This is a genomic window from Brevibacillus sp. HB1.2 (assembly GCF_013332495.1).
In the GTDB taxonomy this organism is placed as follows: domain Bacteria; phylum Bacillota; class Bacilli; order Brevibacillales; family Brevibacillaceae; genus Brevibacillus; species Brevibacillus porteri.
In genome coordinates this window covers 109,645-127,349 of the sequence record NZ_JABMIU010000002.1, presented here as the reverse complement: position 1 = coordinate 127,349, position 17,705 = coordinate 109,645, and the positions used below count along the sequence as shown (strand labels likewise).

Genomic DNA, 17,705 nt, shown 5'->3' with positions numbered 1-17,705 from the left:
TCAAAAAGAGGAGGTGAACGAGATGAATGTGGCCAATTTGACTCCTGCCGTAGGATCAGCTGGATCTGTTACAGCGACACCTGTGGCAAATGCGGGAGGAACTGGTTTAGGTCAAATGTTTTCCATGCAATTGATGCAGATGTTGGATCAAGTGGGAAACGCAGAAGAGACAATGGTTGCGCCAGAGGGTTTAAGTGAAGAGGAGATGCTAGCATTAGCTGAGCTCATGGCATTATTTGCCCAACTGCTTGGCTCTGGTCAAACTACGCAAGACGAATTACCGCCTGATGCCCAAGAAAAATTTGCAACTGCAATTGAACAACTTTTGGGTAAAGCGCAAGGAAATGCTGGTCAAGTGAGTGAGGATTTGAAGCAGATTCTAGCTAACCTGAAAAAAGGGGAAGCAACTCCAAACGAACTGGACAAGCTGGCAGCTCTTCTCGAATCCCTGAAGAATCAAAAAGGAAATACGGAAGAGTCGAAAAGAAGTGGACTGAACTTGCGATCCGATGTGATGGCAAACATGAACACAACCCAGCAAGACACGTTTAAGACGATTTCACCACTACGGTTGAATCAAGGTCTCTCGGCTTACAAGCTAGAGGCAGGGATTCAGTCTCAAACTGTACAGCCTACCCTGCAAGGCGGCCTTTTGAATCAAGAGGGCGATGCGCAAGAGGGCATGTTGAATGGAAATGGTCAGACACCGATTATTGCTTCATCTAATACGCAGACACAATCGGTACAGACCTTTCAGCAACAGTCGGTTCCAACACATCATGTGAACGCCAATCAACTGACACAGCAAGTCACACAACTTTTCGTGTCCAAGATGCAGTTGACGCAACATAATGGCGTACATGAGGCGAGGCTGATTCTGAATCCACAATCTTTGGGCCAAGTAGATGTAACCATTACTTCCCAAAATGGAGTGATTACAGCACAGTTCCATGCCGAAACACAGGCTGGAAAGGATATGCTGGACAATCAGCTTCCGCAGCTTCGAGCTGCGTTGACACAGCAAGGCTTGCAAGTTGATCGCTTGGAGGTAAACCAGCAGCAGGATACAGCTTTTAACTTCCAACAGCAGCGTGAACAAGCACGACAGCAGCAAGAGAATCGACAACAGCAAGATAAAGACGAGCAAGAATTTGCTCTCGATGCCCTGGTAGACAGCAATGAATCAACAGATGTGCTATGGGATCGATTGCGGGAAACGGCTCGCGGCATTGACGACATCGTCTAGGATTGGATATAAGGAGGAAGCGCCATGAACCATTTTCGTGTGGGGCAACCCTATTTTCCTCCGAAAACGAATCACGTCGCAAAAGCTACTACCCAAACTGCTCCGGGAAACAACACGTTATTTCAGCAGTATTTGACGGAATCGATTGGCGCTGCAACCAAGTCGGAGCCACTTAGTTTTAGCCAACATGCCGTCAATCGCTTGCAGGAGCGGGGCATTACGCTAGAAAGACCGCAGCTGGAGCGTTTGGAGTCCGCTGTGCAAAAAGCAGCCGCCAAAGGCGCCAGAGAGTCTCTCGTTATGATGGATAATGTGGCCTACGTCGTGAGCATCGTAAATCGGAAAATTATTACCGCCGTAGACGATGGCAGCATGAAGGACAATGTATTTACAAACATCGACAGTGCCATTTTCGTGTAGGTGGCTGTTTACTGGGCTGGACCTCCTTTTGAGGAAGCCCATTCGGCTACCGACTGACAGAGGTAGCCGCTGTAAATGAGAAGGTAAAGGAGGAAATAACTATGCTTCGCTCAATGTACTCAGGTATTTCAGGCATGCGTGGTTTTCAAACAAAATTGGACGTTATTGGTAACAATATCGCGAACGTAAACACAGTTGGCTTTAAAAAGGGTCGTGTAATGTTTCAAGATATTTTGAGCCAAAACGTTCAAGGGGCTGGTGCTCCTACAGATGGTGGTAAAGGCGGTACAAACCCGACGCAAATCGGCCTGGGTGCTTCCATTGCTTCTATTGATACTGTTTTCTCTGCTGGTAGCCCAATGACAACAAACCTGCCGACAGACCTTTCCATCGAAGGAGACGCGTTTTTCATGGTCAGTCCTGATGAAGGGGCAACCATCTATTACACGCGTGCAGGGAACTTCACTCGTGATGCCCAAGGTTTCTTGGTGAACTCCCAAGGGATGAAGTTGATGAACACTGATCCGGCTCCAATCCAAATCAACCAAGCAGATGGAATTGTTTCTTACTCCATTGGTAAGGATGGCGTAGTTACGACTGTGGATGATACTGGAGCACTTGCTTCGGACAATACTATTGGCGTAATGACCTTCAACAACCCAAGTGGTTTGAAGAAGATCGGTAACAACCTCTACGAAAACACAGTGAACGCCGGTGCACGTGATGATGATCCAATGACTCCAGCTACTCCAGCAGATGCACGAATCAGCATCATCGCAGGACAACTGGAAATGTCCAACGTTGACCTTTCTGAAGAATTTACAGAAATGATCGTGGCACAACGCGGTTTCCAAGCAAACTCTCGGATCATCACGACATCTGACACAGTATTAGAAGAACTGGTGAACCTGAAACGATAATTTCGTTTAACGGAATTGGCCGGGGAAGTGTTCTAAGCCTTCCCCAGCCTGATCCGGAAAGGAGCAGCCAATGATTAAGTTAACTCGTTTTAACGGCTCTACATTTTATCTGAACATCACTCACATTGAAACTGTTGAAGCAACTCCGGATAGCGTAATCACGCTATTCAACGACAGAAAGTACATCGTGAAGGATTCGGTGGAATCCATCGCTGAACGTGTTCAGGCTTTTTATCATAATGTTCCTCCGGCAACATCTGTACCGAAAATGCCGGGTGATTCAAATGAATAGCGGGAGGCATTAGCGATGTTTCAAAATCGATTGTTTAACATGGCTCTAATCATTATCATCGCGATATCGCTACTGGGAGTGATCTCGTTTGTTCTCTGGCAAACGTATCTCTCTCCGGATGCGCAAACAGCCACGACGGGAGAGCAAGAAGTGAAGACGCTCACGGCAGAGGAAATGAAAGAGTTCTCCGTTGACACTGGCGAAATTACTACGAACTTGCTAACGAATAATTACATGATTGTACGCTTTAGCATTACGGCCGACAGTGCTGATGCTAAAACAGAGCTGGAGCAGCGTTTGCCGCAAGTCAATCAAGTGATTATTAAAACATTGGCGGGGTTGACACCAGAAGACATAAAAGGTACTGAAGGTGTGAACAAGCTGGAAGCAAAAATTATGAATGAAATCAGCTCCCTGATGCAAGAAGGTAAGATTGTTCAAGTAGTGACAACCAAACGCGTCTTGTCATAGGAAGCGATTATGGTATACATAGCAAGGAGGTGACGACATATGGCCGAGGTTCTCTCACAGAGTGAGATTGATGCGCTGTTGGCCGCCCTATCTTCGGGCGAAATGGATGCCAACGAGCTGAAAAAGGAAGAAACTGAGCGTAAAGTCAAAGTATATGATTTCAAACGCGCCCTGCGATTCTCAAAAGATCAGATCCGTGGTTTAACGCGAATCCATGAAAACTACGCGAGGCTGTTGACTACGTATTTTTCAGCTCAGCTCCGTACCTTCGTGCAAATTACGGTTGCCTCCGTCGATCAATTGCCGTATGACGAATTTATACGTTCTATTCCCAAGATGACCATCTTGAACATCTTTGAAGCTCCTCCGCTGGAAGGACGAATGGTTTTGGAAGTAAATCCAAACATCGCCTATACTATGCTGGATCGACTTCTGGGAGGACAGGGGGCGATTCCAGAAAAGATGGGCGCCCTTACGGAAATTGAAACAACGGTGATGGAACGCGTATTCGGCAAAGCGCTGGATACTTTCCACGAGGCATGGAAGCAAATCATTGAGCTAGATCCGTACCAGGAAGGTTTGGAGATGAATCCACAGTTCATGCAGATCGTCTCACCTAACGAGATTGTCGTGGTAATCTCCTTTAGTACCAAAATCGGCGATACAACAGGAATGATCAATCTCTGTTTGCCTCACGTGGTACTGGAGCCAATCATGACAAAGCTGTCTGGACAATACTGGTTCTCCAAACAAAAGAAAACGCGGGATGAAGAAGAGCGTCTGCGTGTAGAAGAGCGAGTAAAAGTTGCAAAATTGCCGATTGTTGCTGAAATGGGGACAGCTACGATTACAGTAGGAGATTTCCTGCAGCTGCAAAAAGGTGATGTCATTCAATTAGATCAATCAATCGACAACAAGTTGAAAATTAAAGTGGGCGACCACTTAAAGTTCTTGGGTCAGCCAGGAACACTTAAAGGAAGGGTCGCCGTACAGATTGATGAAGTCATAGAGGAGGGGGAGGAACAAAATGAGTAGAGATATGCTTTCTCAAGACGAGATTGACGCGCTGTTACGTGCGAACAACTTGGTTGAGGACGAAGAGGAAGCTGTGTCGGCAGTGACCCAGGATGTTGCCGATTTTCTGTCCCCGTTTGAACAAGATGCACTCGGAGAAATTGGTAATATCTCCTTTGGGAGCGCAGCTACCGCGTTATCTACTTTGTTAAGTCAAAAAGTAGATATTACTACCCCTACTGTTTCCGTAGTCAATGTCGATGAATTGGAAAGCGAATTTCCGATTCCTCACGTGGCCGTCCACGTGGAATATACAGACGGTTTCAAAGGAATTAACCTGCTAGTCATTCGCATGGAAGATGCTGCAGTTATCGCGGATCTGATGATGGGCGGAGACGGCAGACCAGCGAGCACTGAAATGTCTGAGCTTCATATCAGCGCGGTTCAGGAAGCAATGAATCAGATGATGGGTTCCGCTGCTACGTCCATGTCGACGATTTTCAACCAGTTTATTAATATTACGCCACCTGGCATCGATGTAATGGATCTGGCGCAAGGCAAGGGTGGAGACAGCTTCTCTGATGATGACAGTCCTCTGGTGAAAGTATCTTTCCGCTTAAAGGTAGGAGAGCAAGGCGAACTTATCGATTCCAATATTATGCAGCTTCTCCCGCTTTCCTTTGCGAAAAAGATGATTGATAGATTGGTTGGAGGTTCAGAGGATGAAGCAGCAGTGGCCGCCCTCATAGATGAGATAGAGATGCCTTCTCTGCCTGCTATGAGTCTGTCGGCTCCTTCTATCCAATCAAGTGCGCCGGAGCAACCACAGAGCCACGTACCGCCTGTAGCGCCGCCACAACAGCAACAGCCGGTGTATCAGCAACAACCGGGTTACGCACAGCCAATGGGCTACCCAGGACAGCCGCCGATGTATCCTGACGCGTATGGACAACCAATGATGCCACCAGGCTACGCTCCGTACCCAGGTATGTATCAGCAGCCTCCAATGGCTCCGCCAACACCACAGCATTTCGGAGGTCTTGCAGCTAGTCAGGCGAATGTAGTACCAGCACAATTTGCTCCGCTTGGAGGTGCTCCTATGTATACAGGAGACATACAGAACTTAAACCTGCTTCACGATATTCCATTGCAAGTAACAGTTGAGTTAGGTCGTACGAAAAAGCTTATTAGAGAAATCCTTGACTTGTCCGCTGGATCGATTATACAGTTGGACAAGCTGGCAGGTGAGCATGTAGATATTTTGGTGAACAACAAATTAATTGCCAAGGGCGAGGTTGTCGTCATTGATGAGAACTTTGGGGTTCGTGTTACAGACATCATCAGTCAGATAGATCGTGTTCAAAAATTACAATAATCCAATCAAGAGGGAAGCATTAGGGAGGAGCTATTCATGTCTAACAAAGTTTTAATCGTAGACGATGCAGCATTCATGCGTATGATGATCAAGGAAATTCTTTCGAAAAACGGGTACAGCGTCGTAGGGGAAGCAAGTGACGGTGCACAAGCAGTTGAAAAGTATAAAGAATTGGGACCTGATCTCGTAACCATGGATATTACCATGCCAGAGATGGATGGAATTTCTGCATTGAAAGAAATTAAAAAATTGGATCCTAACGCGCGTGTGATCATGTGCTCCGCGATGGGTCAACAAGCGATGGTAATCGATGCGATCCAGGCGGGCGCAAAAGACTTCATCGTAAAACCATTCCAGGCGGATCGCGTTCTGGAAGCGATCAAAAAGACAATGAGCTAATGATGATGATCCGGAATGCAGGGGCAAGACTCATTTTAGCCTTCAGTCTGATCCTGTTGCTTTTCGTCTCCTCCCTGCCGAGTACCGCTTTTGCGGAAGGTTCAGTAGCGGATGCGTACAACCAGGGAAAAGTGCCAACTAGCAATGCGCCCGCCGGCAGTGAACAGCCGGCGGCCATTCCGGGCAGCGGAACAGGAAGTATGATCGGGTATCTAGTTCAAGTCATCTTTTCGCTTGGCTTTATTGCAGTATTGATCTTTTTATTGCTCCGTTTTCTTGGTCGACGTCAAGGGGCTCAAAGTCATGGACCAATTAAAGTGATTAGCGCTACTGCGTTAGGCAATGGCAAAACACTTCAGGTTGTTATGATCGGCGAGTCATTGTACATCGTGGGCGTGGGAGAAAACGTTCAATTGCTTCGTAGGATCGAACCGGGTGAAGAGGTAGATCTGATCTTGGCTGACGCAGAGATCAAACCAATGAAAAGCCCATTCTCGCTAGAGTGGCTCCCGTTCGGTAAGAAAAAGCAGGCAGAAGAAGAAATCTTGTTTTCTTCTGATATGGACGGTAAAAGCTTTCAAGATCTGTTGCAGGGTCAATGGAACGACTTGAAAAATCGTCCAAACCAAACAGAACATTGGAAGAAAGAGCAAGCTCAGGACAGAGGGGACCAAAAATGAAATATTTTTTGCAGGTGCTGATGCTTGTCGCAGTGTTGCTATCCGTACCTGATATGGTCATGGCGGCGCCAGCGGGGACACCGCTTGTTCCGAGCATTGATTTGAAGATAGGCGGCGGAACTGGAACACCGCAGGAGACATCGACGGCCATTCAGCTGTTACTGATTTTGACAGTACTATCTGTAGCTCCAGCGATTTTGCTTTTAATGACCAGTTTTGCGCGAATTATGATTGTCTTGTCTTTTGTACGAAATGCATTGGCAACTCAACAAATGCCACCGAATCAGGTATTGATTGCCCTTGCGTTGTTTATGACATTTTTCATTATGGCTCCGACACTCGGACAAGTAAACGAAACAGCCGTGCAGCCATTTATGCAAGGCAAGCTAACGCAACAGCAGGCACTTAACGCAGCAGTCATACCCTTTAAGGAATTTATGGCAAAGCAGACGCGTGAAAAAGATTTAGCACTTTTTCTGGAATACACAAAAGCCGAACGACCAAAATCGATCCAAGATATTCCTTTGAATGCACTGGTACCTGCTTTTGCCATTAGTGAATTGAAGACGGCTTTTCAGATCGGTTTTATGATATTCATTCCTTTTCTCGTAATTGATATGATCGTCTCCAGTATTTTGATGGGGATGGGGATGATGATGTTACCGCCGGTTATGATCTCATTGCCGTTTAAGATTTTATTGTTCATCATGGTGGACGGCTGGTATCTCATTGTGAGATCACTTTTGACCAGTTTTTAGCGACATTCCGAATGCCTCAGGAGGTAGAGCATGACACAAGAATTACTTATGCAAATCGCCCAAAGCTCTGTTTATACCATCCTGCTCATTTCGGCACCCGCACTTGGGGTCGCCTTACTGGTCGGTTTGATGGTCAGTGTCTTTCAGGCAACGACACAAATTCAGGAGCAGACACTCGCTTTCATTCCAAAGATCGTGGCCGTATTTGTCGTGATCTTGGCTGCTGGTCCATGGATGCTTCGGGTACTGCTTGATTTTACGATGGGGATCTTCGGTAACCTTCATCGTTTTGTTGGGTAGCATATGAATCTTTTTCTGATGTATCTGCCCGTATTCTTGCTTGTTTTTGTCCGAATGAGTGCCTTTTTTGTAACGGCTCCGTTCTTTTCCATTCGTGGTGTACCGAATCAGTTTAAAATCGGTCTTGCATTTGTCATGGCCGTCATCAGTTTTCAATCCTTGCCGGTGCAAGGCGAGATTCCGATGGATTTGACATTTATTCTGTATGTCATGAAGGAAGCGCTTGTTGGTGTCATTCTTGGTTACATATGTGAAATGATGTTTATCGCTATTCAGGTTGCCGGCGGACTGATGGACATGCAGATGGGTCTTGCAATGGCAAACGTGATTGACCCCAAAACGGGTACATATATCCCGGTGACAGGTAACTTCAAAAACATTCTGGCTGTCCTGTACTTTTTCAGTATTGACGGGCATCACATGCTGATACAAGGTGTGTTAAGCAGTTACCAGGTTATACCGGTGGACATCATGTGGGCGGCTTTCGGAAGCGAAAACGTCATGATGACAGCAGTAAAAACATTTCAAACGATGTTTGTGAGTGCATTTATGATTGCGGCGCCTATCGTCGTTGCATTGTTTCTGGTTGATCTCTCTCTTGGTATTATCGCCAAATCTGTCCCGCAGTTTAATATCTTTGTGGTGGGCTTGCCCATTAAACTGCTTGCGGGTTTTTTACTGCTTATCGTGGTGATGCCTGCGTTCTTGCTGACCCTGAACGGATTGTTTGGGAACATGTTCCGGGCACTTGCAGAAATGATGAAATCGCTCGGAGGATCACCATGAATCAATTGAGGCTTTCTTATCAAGTAGATCTTCAATTTTTTAATGGGGAAAAGACAGAAAAAGCTACGCCCAAGAAAAAGCAAGACGCACGAAAAAAAGGGCAAGTCGCGAAAAGTCAGGATCTTTCCCCAGCCCTATCTTTGACAGCATTTTTCTTTCTGTTAATGATGCTTGGCTCTACCATGCTAGGCACATTTCAAGATTTGATGCGGGAGTCATTGATTACATACACCACGTGGCAAGTAAATGAAGAAAATTTAAAAGTCATCGTGATGCAGCTCGTATTTGAAGCGATAAAAATTGTAGGACCTATTCTGGGCTTGAGTTTTCTTGTCGCATTTGCGGTGAACTACATGCAGGTAGGCTGGCTAATTAGTACGGAACCCCTCCAAATGAAACTGGAAAAGATCGATCCGATTAAAGGGGCAAAACGAATTTTTTCCTTACGCTCGCTCGTAGAGCTACTGAAATCTTTATTGAAAATAAGCGCAGGCATATATGTCGCGTACGTCATTCTATGGAATGCAAAGGAACAAGTTGTACAGCTTTCCTTATTGTCTCTCGGAGCAGTCCTATCGTTTACTGCCGAAGAGGTGACAAAGCTGGGAATCTATCTCGGGTTATTGCTTTTCATTCTCGCGATTCTGGACTACGCCTATCAGCGTTATGAGCATGAAAAGAATCTGCGGATGTCCAAGCAGGATCTCAAGGACGAGCATAAGCAAGCGGAAGGTGATCCGCTTATCAAAGGGAAGATTCGTGAACGGCAAAGAAGTATGGCCATTCGCCGTATGATGCAGGAGCTTCCCAAAGCGGATGTCATTATTACGAACCCGACTCACTTTGCTGTTGCCGTTCGCTATGACGCAAGTGCGATGAGTGCACCGACGGTAATCGCCAAAGGGCAAGACTATCTAGCATTAAAAATAAGGGAAGTAGCGAAAAAGCATCGTATCGTTACCATGGAAAACAAGCCCTTGGCCCGGGCTCTCTATAGTCAAGTTGAAGTTGGGCAACAAATTCCCGAAGAGATGTTTAAAGCGGTCGCGGAAGTTCTCGCGTACGTCTACAAGCTGCAAGGGAAAGTGAAATAAATGGAAGGAGGATAACCAGTGGGATTCAAATTTAAAGAAGTTGGTACGATCCTTTTTGTCATAAGCATTGTTGTCATGATGGTAATCCCACTTCCTTCAGCGCTACTTGATTTGCTGTTGATTTTGAATATCTCCCTTGCATTGACCATCTTGCTTGTGTCGATGTATACAAAAGAAACTTTGGAATTCTCGATCTTTCCGACAGTTTTGCTTATTACAACACTTTTTCGACTAGCCTTGAACGTGTCGACGACGAGAAATATTTTATCGCATGGTGAAGGCGGTAAAGTTATTGAAACGTTCGGTAGCTTTGTAGTCGGTGGTAATCAAGTCGTCGGTTTCGTCGTGTTTCTGATCTTGATCATCATTCAGTTTATCGTAATCACGAAAGGTTCTGAGCGTGTAGCTGAGGTAGCAGCACGTTTTACGCTCGACGCGATGCCTGGTAAACAGATGAGTATCGACGCCGATCTGAATGCAGGGATGATCACAGAAGCAGATGCACGTGTCCGAAGAAAAAAGATTGAGAACGAAGCTGACTTTTATGGAGCAATGGATGGTGCCAGCAAATTCGTAAAAGGGGACGCCATCGCGGGTATTATCATTTTTATCGTAAATATTATTGGTGGTTTTATCATCGGGATGCTCATTCACGATATGAGCTTTGCAGAATCTGCCTCTCGATTCACTACCATGTCTGTCGGTGACGCACTGGTGAGCCAGATTCCAGCGCTCTTAATCTCGACCGCAGCGGGTATTATTGTAACGCGTTCTACTTCTGGTGAAGGTCTTGGTGAAGACATCGTCAAGCAAATGTTCAGCTTTCCGCGTCTTCTCTATATCGTAGCCGGATGCATGTTATTGCTGGGACTCTTTACACCGATTGGAATTCTGCCTGTACTTCCGGTATGCGGGATAATGGGATTTGCTGCTTGGAAAATGGAGAAGAACCAAAAGATGCAAATCCAAGAATCCGCCGACCAGGTGGAAGAGCAGCAATTGGAAGAAGTACGCAGTCCAGAAAGCGTCGTGAACCTGTTACAGGTCGATCCGATCGAATTCGAGTTCGGTTATGGCTTAATCCCGCTTGCCGATGTGAAGCAGGGAGGAGATTTGTTAGATCGGGTCATTATGATTCGAAGACAAATCGCACTCGAGATGGGGATCGTTGTACCGGTCATTCGTATACGTGACAACATCCAGCTTCGACCGAATGAATATATGATTAAAATAAAAGGCAACCAGGTCGCAAAAGGGGAAATCATGCTGGATCACTATCTGGCGATGAGCCCGGGGATCGAAGATGATTCTATTGTTGGTATAGAAACCGTAGAACCTGCGTTTGGATTGCCTGCATTATGGGTAACAGAAGAGAATAAGGAGATTGCTGAGCTTTCCGGCTATACAGTTGTCGATCCGCCATCTGTTGTGGCTACACACTTGACAGAGGTCATCAAGCGACATGCCCACGAATTGTTAGGTCGCCAGGAAACAAGGGCCTTGATCGACAATGTACGGGAGACAGCACCAGTTCTCGTAGACGAGCTGATTCCAAGTATGCTCGCCATTGGGGACGTACAAAAAGTATTGCAAAAGCTGTTGCGTGAAAAAGTGTCTGTTCGAAATCTCAACGTCATCCTTGAAGCACTTGCGGATCAAGCCTTGTATACAAAAGATCCAGATGTACTGACAGAATATGTGAGACAGGCGATGGCGCGACAGATCACACTCCAATTTACGGAGCCAGGACAACCACTTCGCGTGCTTACAGCTGGAGCAGGATTGGAAAAAGCAATCTCTGAACGTGTGGAACAGTCTGAGCAAGGAAGCTATCTGGCGATGGATCCGGAAACGTCTCAGCGAATATTCCAAAACATGTCGACTGAAGTGAGCAAAATGATCAACTCGGGTCAACAGCCGATCATTCTTTCATCACCAGCGGTCCGAATGTACTTGCGTCAATTAGTAGATCGCATGATGCCAGACGTTCCCGTTTTGTCGTACAGCGAGCTCGAACCACATGTTGAAGTGCAAAGCGTAGGGATGGTGAACATTTCGTGAGGGTAAAACGTTACATTGTCGATTCGATGCCAGAAGCAATGGGAAAAATCAGGACGGACTTAGGAATGGATGCTGTGATTCTTAATTCCAAGCCGATAAAAACAGGTGGATTGTTCGGGATGTTTGGCAAACAACGAATCGAAGTAATCGCTGCTGTCGATGAAAAGGCATCCGAGCGAGAAAATCCAACAGTAGCAGCTGAACATCGAACCAACAACGTTTTGCCCAAATCGCAGACGGGTACGTACACCGCTGCTCAAGCGTATCGAAGACCGACTGTGACAAAAACATCGGAGAATCAACAAGTTGAATCAACAGGTAGGGAGCAGGTCGTAGCCGCGTTGACACAAACCGCGGTTGCGACGCCTCCAAAAGAAGAGATCCCAGATACGAGAGCTGTGCAAAAGCAAGGAGAGCCAGCTGAGCAGCATGCTCCTGTCATGACAACCCAAGAAAGAGCTTTACCCGCAAGTAATCATGACGCGATTGCCACTGAAATGCGAGATATGCGTCAAATGTTTCAAAAGCTGTTGGTGCATGACTTAAGTGAACAACTTCCTCCAGAGATACAGTCTATTCGTGCAAAGTTACTGAAACAAGAAGTGACTGAAGAGCTAACAGCGGAAATCATTCGAAAAGTAATGGAAATGTCGCAACCGGGTGAAAAGTGGACGGAGGAAGAAGCATTTGCTGTATGCCGAACGATTATCACTTCGATGATTGAGCCATATACAGCATCTTCGCCAAAGCTGGGTAAGAACGTACGGTATGCTTTCTTTTTCGGTCCGACAGGGGTTGGAAAAACAACGACCATTGCGAAGCTTGCGGCGAACAGCATGTTGAAGGAAAAACGAAAAATCGGCTTTATCACGGCTGATACGTATCGAATGGCAGCAGTAGAACAATTGAAGACGTACGCAAACATTTTGAATGTCCCGCTGGAGGTTGTCTTTTCTCCGAAAGAAATGGCGGCAGCGATGGAACGCTTAAGTGATTGTGACCTCATTTTTGTCGATACGGCTGGACGAAATTTTCGCAACGATGAATACGTGGAAGGCATTCGTGAATTGTTGGAGCATGGAAAAGACAGCGTGAACTATCTAGTACTTAGCTTGAGCTCCAAATTCAACGATATGAAAGCGATCGTCCAAAATTTTGCGGAAGTTCAAGTGAAGCAAGTCATTTTTACAAAAGCGGATGAAACGAACAGCTTTGGCACGATGTTGAATGTTTGTCAGGAGATGAATCTACAGCTCTCCTATGTAACGACAGGTCAAAATGTACCAGATGATATCGTTGTAGCTACACCGGAGCTGGTTTCAACGATGATTATGGGAGAGTAAACAGATGCGTGACCAAGCAGAGCAACTCCGTGAGCGGATGCTACAAAACAAGAAGACACGACCAACTAGACTGGTGACAGTGACGAGTGGAAAAGGTGGTGTCGGCAAGTCCAATTTCAGCTTGAATTTTGGGCTTGGTTTGATTGAGAAGGGTCATAAGGCGGTTTTGTTTGACTTGGATCTGGGTCTGGCAAATCTGGATGTATTAATGGGAATTACACCAAAAAAGCATCTGTTTCATTTGTTAGAGCCAGATACGACTGTTTGGGACATTATCGAGCATGGGCCAGGAGGCTTAGAATTTATCGCGGGTGGTTCTGGATTTACACAAATTATGCAATTAGATGATCACAAGCTTGATCGCTTATTCTCTCATCTGGACCCGCTACAAGGCTATGCCGACACAATCATTTTTGATACGGGAGCAGGATTTTCAAAAGAATCCATGCGATTCATGCTCTCCTCAGACGAGGTCATCCTCGTTACCACCCCCGAACCACCAGCGATAACGGATGCATATGCAGTCATCAAGATGCTACACGCACGTAACCCCGCTGTCTCCATTCGATTGGTGATAAACCGAGCGTCGTCGGAGAAAGAAGGGAAAATGACGGCGGACAAGCTTGCGATGGTTTCCAAACGCTTTTTGAATCTGGATATTCAGTCGCTTGGATATGTTTCGGATGATCCTTATGTTTCAAAAGCTGTTAAAATGCAGCGTCCTTTTCTACTTACATATCCACAATCGCAAGCCGCGAGAAGCATACGAAATCTGGTAGAACGGTATTTGGATCGTCCGGGTACTTCAGATGCTTCTGTCAGTGGTCTCAATGGATTTCTTGCGAAGTTGAGGCACTTCATACGATGAGACATAAAAGTAGGAAGGGAGCGACATTCGAATGAGCAAAATCCGCGTTCTCGTCACGGACGATTCTGCATTCATGCGTAAAGTAATTTCGGACATTTTATCAACGGATCCTGAGATTGAAGTGATTGATCGAGCTAAGAATGGACTCGAATGTATTGAAAAATGTAAAGAACTGGCGCCGGATGTTCTAACTCTCGACATTGAAATGCCGGTTATGAACGGTTTGGACGCTTTGGAAAAGCTGATGAATGAATGCCCGGTTCCTATCGTCATGTTGAGCAGCCTGACAAAAGAAGGGGCCGAAGCTACGATTCATGCGTTGGAGCTAGGCGCGTTTGACTTTGTAACGAAGCCGTCTGGTCCAATTTCTCTCGACATCCACAAAGTGGGCGATCGTCTTATCGAGCGCGTGAAGGCTGCGGCAGCATCGAAAGTACGTTTGAGAAAGCAGATCCCTCGCGTAGTCAAACCGGTATCTTCCGAATCAAAAGCTGCACCGGCATCTCCAGTAATACGTACGAAAATACCGAGCCCGCCTGCCGTGATGCGGTCACAAGTGGGCGGAAAGGCAAGACTGGTGGTTTTAGGTACATCTACGGGTGGTCCTAAAGCATTGCAGAGTGTACTCACTGCAATTCCGGCGAATTTTCCGGCACCAATTGCCATCGTTCAGCATATGCCAGCAGGTTTCACGAAATCGTTAGCAAATCGGCTAGACTCGTTATGCCAAATTCGAGTAACCGAGGTTGTCGATGGCGAGTATTTGGAAAATGGTACAGCTTACATCGCTCCAGGAGGCTTCCATTTCGAAGTTCGTCAAGTAAATGGGAGACTTCAGGCCTATTTACATCAAGAGGAGCCACGAGGTGGTCACAGACCGTCTGTCGATATCCTGTTTGAATCAGTCAGTCAATTGACAAACGTAGACAAATGGGCAATCATCATGACAGGCATGGGAAATGATGGGACTAAAGGGCTAAAGCGTATGAAGGAGCTTGGCGCTGTTACAAGTATTATCGAAGATGAGTCGAGTTGTGTCGTATACGGAATGCCACGAGCAGCGATTCAAGCAGGCTTGGCAGACAACGTGGCCCCATTAGAAAAGATTCCAGAGCTGTTGTGCAAGCTCTTGCACTGATTTTTGGGAGGTGGATCACCTATGGATATGAATCAGTATTTGGACATGTTTATTGAGGAGTCAAAGGAACACCTACAGGCAATCAACGCCAACTTGTTACTCTTGGAAAGTGATCCGGGTAATATTGGCCACGTCAAAGAGATTTTTCGTTCCGCTCATACATTGAAGGGGATGTCGGCGACCATGGGCTTTGAAGACATGGCGAGTTTGACTCACGAAGCGGAGAATGTACTTGACCTGATTCGCAATCAGAAGTTAACGATTACCAGTGATATCATGGACGCTATTTTTCAGAGCGTAGATTTGATTGAAGGCATGGTCATCGATATCACAGAGGGTGGAGACGGTTCAGCGGATGTATCCGCTATTGTAAAGAAGCTGCGGGCGATTGTAGCTGGAGATTTTTCAGCCGAGCAGGAAGTAGCAGCTGCTACGATGGTCGTGGAAGCACCGCAAGAGGAAAGTACACCAGCTGAAGAGCATGAACTGGACGATTATGCAATGATGGTCTTGAAGCAGTCTCAGGAGCTCGGAAATAACGTTTTGTGGATCAAAGTGACATTGAATGAAAACTGCTTGCTCAAGGCTGCTCGCTCTTACATGGTTTTTGATCAATTGGAATCCATGGGTGAAGTGATCAAAACGAAGCCAGCTGTTGAAGATATCGAGAATGAACGATTTGAACAATCGTTTGAAATCGCCTATGTGACGGAGCAATCGATTGAAAAAGTACGAACTACGATTCTTAACATTTCGGAAATCCAAGATGTGACAATCGAAACGATTCAATTGAAGAGTGAAGCTCCACCTGCTCCCGTAGTGCAACAGACGCCAGCGCCAGCTGAAAAAGGAGCAGCAGAAGCTCCTCAAGCACCTGTGAAGAAGGCGACGGCTGGTGGAAAAACAATTCGTGTGGATATCGAACGCTTGGATATCTTGATGAATCTGTTTAGCGAATTAGTCATTGACCGCGGTCGTTTGGAGCAGTTGGCACGCGAGATCGGAAAGAATGAATTGCAGGAAACCGTGGAGCACATGAGTCGGATTAGTGGCGATTTGCAAAACATCATTCTGACCATGCGGATGGTTCCAGTGGAGCAAGTATTCAATCGTTTCCCACGTATGATTCGCGATCTGCAAAAAGATCTGAATAAAAAAGTGAATCTGGAGATTATCGGTGCGGAGACAGAATTGGACCGTACTGTCATCGACGAAATCGGGGACCCACTCAATCACTTGCTGCGTAACTCGCTTGACCACGGAATTGAGTCTCCAGCAGATCGGAAAAAGGCGGGTAAGCCAGAGGAAGGAAAAATCGAGCTCCGCGCTTTCCACAGTGGGAACCATGTATTTATTGAAGTAAAAGATGACGGTGCTGGAATCAATAAAGATAAAGTTCTCAAAAAAGCGCTTGAGAGAGGGATTGTCAATCCTGCTACTGCAGATAGCATGAGCGACAAGCAAATCCACGAGTTGCTTTTTGCAGCAGGCTTTAGTACAGCGGAGGTTGTATCTGATATTTCCGGTCGTGGTGTTGGACTGGATGTCGTTAAGTCCAAAATTGAATCGTTGGGTGGCAGTGTCAGCGTAGATTCTGTGCGCGGTCAGGGCACGATTTTCCTCATTCAATTGCCGCTTACGCTCTCTATCATTTCCGCGATGCTGGTACAAGTGAAAGATGAGAAGTACGCTGTCCCACTCAGCTCCATCATTGAGACGGCTGTATTTAAAAAAGATCAAATCATGATGGCTCACCGCCAAAAAGTGATCGACTTCCGGGGACGTGTAGTTCCGCTCGTTTCGCTGCAGGACATTTTCCAAGTGCCTGATAATGGGGAAACGATGGAAGATGAAGTGGCAGTCGTCATCGTACGTAAAGGTGAGAAAATGGCAGGCCTTGTCGTCGATTCGTTCATCGGTCAACAAGAGATTGTTCTAAAATCTCTCGGCAAATATCTGGTCAATGTATTTGCTATTTCAGGTGCAACGATCTTGGGAGACGGACAGGTCGCGCTCATCATAGATTGTAACTCGCTGATTAAGTAGAAGGAGGGGCAGCCGCATGCTCGATCAAAAAGAAGTCATTAGCGAAGTCAAAGTGATTGTCTTTCGATTGAAGGACGAAGAGTATGGCGTAGAGGTTCATCAGGTCAGATCCATTGAAAAGCTGGAGCATATCACAAGAGTTCCGCGAACGCCTAGTTTCGTCAAAGGGGTTATTAATCTGCGTGGCGTTGTGACACCGATTATTGACCTACGCAATCGCTTTAGTCTCGAAGAAAGCGTCTATTCCGAAGCAACTCGAATCATTATCGTGGCCGTAGGTGAATTGGAAGTGGGTCTCATTGTAGATGCTGCTAACGATGTTATCGATATACCAGTTGATGCGATTGAACCGCCTCCAGAGGTTGTTGGAGGAGTGGAAGCCGCTTATTTGCGAGGTGTCGCTAAGCTGGATAAACGACTGTTAATCCTCTTAAATCTCGATAAAGTATTGAGCACTGAGGAAATCAAGCAGTTGGACGCAATTGAGGGGTAAG

At 46.2% G+C, this 17,705-nt stretch carries 19 protein-coding genes; all 19 read left to right on the top strand.

All coding sequences use genetic code 11. The features are described 5' to 3' along the window. Nucleotides 1–22: 22 nt before the first annotated feature. The 19 genes from HPY28_RS05380 to HPY28_RS05290 all read left to right on the top strand — a co-directional run bounded on the left by HPY28_RS05380 (nucleotide 23) and on the right by HPY28_RS05290 (nucleotide 17,704). Complete coding sequence (locus tag HPY28_RS05380) at nucleotides 23–1,246, top strand: flagellar hook-length control protein FliK (RefSeq protein ID WP_174230200.1); 1,224 nt, start codon at nucleotides 23–25, stop codon at nucleotides 1,244–1,246. Nucleotides 1,247–1,270: 24 nt separating this feature from the next. Beyond that, the gene (locus HPY28_RS05375) at nucleotides 1,271–1,666 is read left to right on the top strand and encodes a TIGR02530 family flagellar biosynthesis protein (RefSeq protein WP_069849272.1); all 396 of its coding nucleotides are present in this window, start codon (nucleotides 1,271–1,273) and stop codon (nucleotides 1,664–1,666) included. Nucleotides 1,667–1,767: 101 nt separating this feature from the next. Continuing rightward, nucleotides 1,768–2,586, top strand: a complete 819-nt coding sequence (flgG, locus tag HPY28_RS05370; protein WP_017249324.1) for a flagellar basal body rod protein FlgG — start codon at nucleotides 1,768–1,770, stop codon at nucleotides 2,584–2,586. A 70-nt stretch (nucleotides 2,587–2,656) separates the two neighbouring features. Then, nucleotides 2,657–2,878, top strand: a complete 222-nt coding sequence (locus HPY28_RS05365; RefSeq protein ID WP_017249323.1) for a flagellar FlbD family protein — start codon at nucleotides 2,657–2,659, stop codon at nucleotides 2,876–2,878. A 15-nt stretch (nucleotides 2,879–2,893) separates the two neighbouring features. Further along, nucleotides 2,894–3,349 carry a flagellar basal body-associated FliL family protein gene (locus tag HPY28_RS05360; protein WP_017249322.1) on the top strand — a complete coding sequence of 152 codons (456 nt, stop codon included), beginning with the start codon at nucleotides 2,894–2,896 and terminating at the stop codon, nucleotides 3,347–3,349. A 39-nt stretch (nucleotides 3,350–3,388) separates the two neighbouring features. After that, nucleotides 3,389–4,384, top strand: coding sequence for a flagellar motor switch protein FliM (gene fliM, locus HPY28_RS05355; protein ID WP_017249321.1), 996 nt, complete (start codon nucleotides 3,389–3,391; stop codon nucleotides 4,382–4,384). Continuing rightward, a complete protein-coding gene (gene fliY / locus HPY28_RS05350) occupies nucleotides 4,377–5,738 on the top strand; it encodes a flagellar motor switch phosphatase FliY (protein ID WP_017249320.1) in 1,362 nt (453 codons plus the stop codon). The genes fliM and fliY overlap by 8 nt, the downstream gene beginning before the upstream one ends. A 36-nt stretch (nucleotides 5,739–5,774) precedes the next feature. Continuing rightward, nucleotides 5,775–6,137 (top strand): response regulator, encoded by a 363-nt coding sequence (locus tag HPY28_RS05345; RefSeq protein WP_007719294.1) that lies wholly within the window; start codon nucleotides 5,775–5,777, stop codon nucleotides 6,135–6,137. Next, complete coding sequence (locus HPY28_RS05340; protein WP_017249319.1) at nucleotides 6,137–6,817, top strand: flagellar biosynthetic protein FliO; 681 nt, start codon at nucleotides 6,137–6,139, stop codon at nucleotides 6,815–6,817. The genes HPY28_RS05345 and HPY28_RS05340 overlap by 1 nt, the downstream gene beginning before the upstream one ends. After that, a complete protein-coding gene (gene fliP / locus HPY28_RS05335; RefSeq protein ID WP_017249318.1) occupies nucleotides 6,814–7,575 on the top strand; it encodes a flagellar type III secretion system pore protein FliP in 762 nt (253 codons plus the stop codon). The genes HPY28_RS05340 and fliP overlap by 4 nt, the downstream gene beginning before the upstream one ends. A 30-nt stretch (nucleotides 7,576–7,605) precedes the next feature. Further along, nucleotides 7,606–7,875 carry a flagellar biosynthesis protein FliQ gene (fliQ, locus tag HPY28_RS05330; RefSeq protein ID WP_007719290.1) on the top strand — a complete coding sequence of 90 codons (270 nt, stop codon included), beginning with the start codon at nucleotides 7,606–7,608 and terminating at the stop codon, nucleotides 7,873–7,875. A 3-nt stretch (nucleotides 7,876–7,878) separates the two neighbouring features. Further along, entirely contained in the window at nucleotides 7,879–8,661 is a 783-nt protein-coding gene (fliR, locus tag HPY28_RS05325) for a flagellar biosynthetic protein FliR (protein WP_017249317.1), read from the top strand. Then, nucleotides 8,658–9,755 (top strand): flagellar biosynthesis protein FlhB, encoded by a 1,098-nt coding sequence (gene flhB, locus HPY28_RS05320; RefSeq protein ID WP_017249316.1) that lies wholly within the window; start codon nucleotides 8,658–8,660, stop codon nucleotides 9,753–9,755. The genes fliR and flhB overlap by 4 nt, the downstream gene beginning before the upstream one ends. An 18-nt stretch (nucleotides 9,756–9,773) precedes the next feature. Beyond that, nucleotides 9,774–11,816 (top strand): flagellar biosynthesis protein FlhA, encoded by a 2,043-nt coding sequence (gene flhA, locus HPY28_RS05315; protein ID WP_017249315.1) that lies wholly within the window; start codon nucleotides 9,774–9,776, stop codon nucleotides 11,814–11,816. Continuing rightward, complete coding sequence (gene flhF / locus HPY28_RS05310) at nucleotides 11,813–13,159, top strand: flagellar biosynthesis GTPase FlhF (RefSeq protein ID WP_174224287.1); 1,347 nt, start codon at nucleotides 11,813–11,815, stop codon at nucleotides 13,157–13,159. Before flhA ends, flhF begins: the two co-directional genes overlap by 4 nt. A 4-nt stretch (nucleotides 13,160–13,163) precedes the next feature. After that, entirely contained in the window at nucleotides 13,164–14,027 is an 864-nt protein-coding gene (locus HPY28_RS05305) for a MinD/ParA family protein (protein WP_174230199.1), read from the top strand. Between the two features lie 31 nt (nucleotides 14,028–14,058). Then, nucleotides 14,059–15,165, top strand: coding sequence for a protein-glutamate methylesterase/protein-glutamine glutaminase (locus HPY28_RS05300; protein WP_174230198.1), 1,107 nt, complete (start codon nucleotides 14,059–14,061; stop codon nucleotides 15,163–15,165). Between the two features lie 21 nt (nucleotides 15,166–15,186). Beyond that, the gene (locus HPY28_RS05295; protein WP_017249311.1) at nucleotides 15,187–17,211 is read left to right on the top strand and encodes a chemotaxis protein CheA; all 2,025 of its coding nucleotides are present in this window, start codon (nucleotides 15,187–15,189) and stop codon (nucleotides 17,209–17,211) included. 16 nt (nucleotides 17,212–17,227) lie between these two features. Further along, nucleotides 17,228–17,704 carry a chemotaxis protein CheW gene (locus HPY28_RS05290; RefSeq protein WP_017249310.1) on the top strand — a complete coding sequence of 159 codons (477 nt, stop codon included), beginning with the start codon at nucleotides 17,228–17,230 and terminating at the stop codon, nucleotides 17,702–17,704. The last annotated feature ends 1 nt before the right edge of the window (nucleotide 17,705 follow it).

Bases quoted from the DNA above. Each gene is read 5' to 3' on its own strand.
- HPY28_RS05340 (WP_017249319.1), top strand. From the start codon at position 6,137: ATGATGATGATCCGGAATGCAGGGGCAAGACTCATTTTAGCCTTCAGT.
- flgG (WP_017249324.1), top strand. From the start codon at position 1,768: ATGCTTCGCTCAATGTACTCAGGTATTTCAGGCATGCGTGGTTTTCAA.
- HPY28_RS05375 (WP_069849272.1), top strand. From the start codon at position 1,271: ATGAACCATTTTCGTGTGGGGCAACCCTATTTTCCTCCGAAAACGAAT.
- fliR (WP_017249317.1), top strand. From the start codon at position 7,879: ATGAATCTTTTTCTGATGTATCTGCCCGTATTCTTGCTTGTTTTTGTC.
- flhB (WP_017249316.1), top strand. From the start codon at position 8,658: ATGAATCAATTGAGGCTTTCTTATCAAGTAGATCTTCAATTTTTTAAT.
- HPY28_RS05380 (WP_174230200.1), top strand. From the start codon at position 23: ATGAATGTGGCCAATTTGACTCCTGCCGTAGGATCAGCTGGATCTGTT.
- fliM (WP_017249321.1), top strand. From the start codon at position 3,389: ATGGCCGAGGTTCTCTCACAGAGTGAGATTGATGCGCTGTTGGCCGCC.
- HPY28_RS05360 (WP_017249322.1), top strand. From the start codon at position 2,894: ATGTTTCAAAATCGATTGTTTAACATGGCTCTAATCATTATCATCGCG.
- fliY (WP_017249320.1), top strand. From the start codon at position 4,377: ATGAGTAGAGATATGCTTTCTCAAGACGAGATTGACGCGCTGTTACGT.
- HPY28_RS05295 (WP_017249311.1), top strand. From the start codon at position 15,187: ATGGATATGAATCAGTATTTGGACATGTTTATTGAGGAGTCAAAGGAA.
- HPY28_RS05345 (WP_007719294.1), top strand. From the start codon at position 5,775: ATGTCTAACAAAGTTTTAATCGTAGACGATGCAGCATTCATGCGTATG.
- HPY28_RS05365 (WP_017249323.1), top strand. From the start codon at position 2,657: ATGATTAAGTTAACTCGTTTTAACGGCTCTACATTTTATCTGAACATC.
- fliQ (WP_007719290.1), top strand. From the start codon at position 7,606: ATGACACAAGAATTACTTATGCAAATCGCCCAAAGCTCTGTTTATACC.
- HPY28_RS05305 (WP_174230199.1), top strand. From the start codon at position 13,164: ATGCGTGACCAAGCAGAGCAACTCCGTGAGCGGATGCTACAAAACAAG.
- HPY28_RS05300 (WP_174230198.1), top strand. From the start codon at position 14,059: ATGAGCAAAATCCGCGTTCTCGTCACGGACGATTCTGCATTCATGCGT.
- HPY28_RS05290 (WP_017249310.1), top strand. From the start codon at position 17,228: ATGCTCGATCAAAAAGAAGTCATTAGCGAAGTCAAAGTGATTGTCTTT.
- fliP (WP_017249318.1), top strand. From the start codon at position 6,814: ATGAAATATTTTTTGCAGGTGCTGATGCTTGTCGCAGTGTTGCTATCC.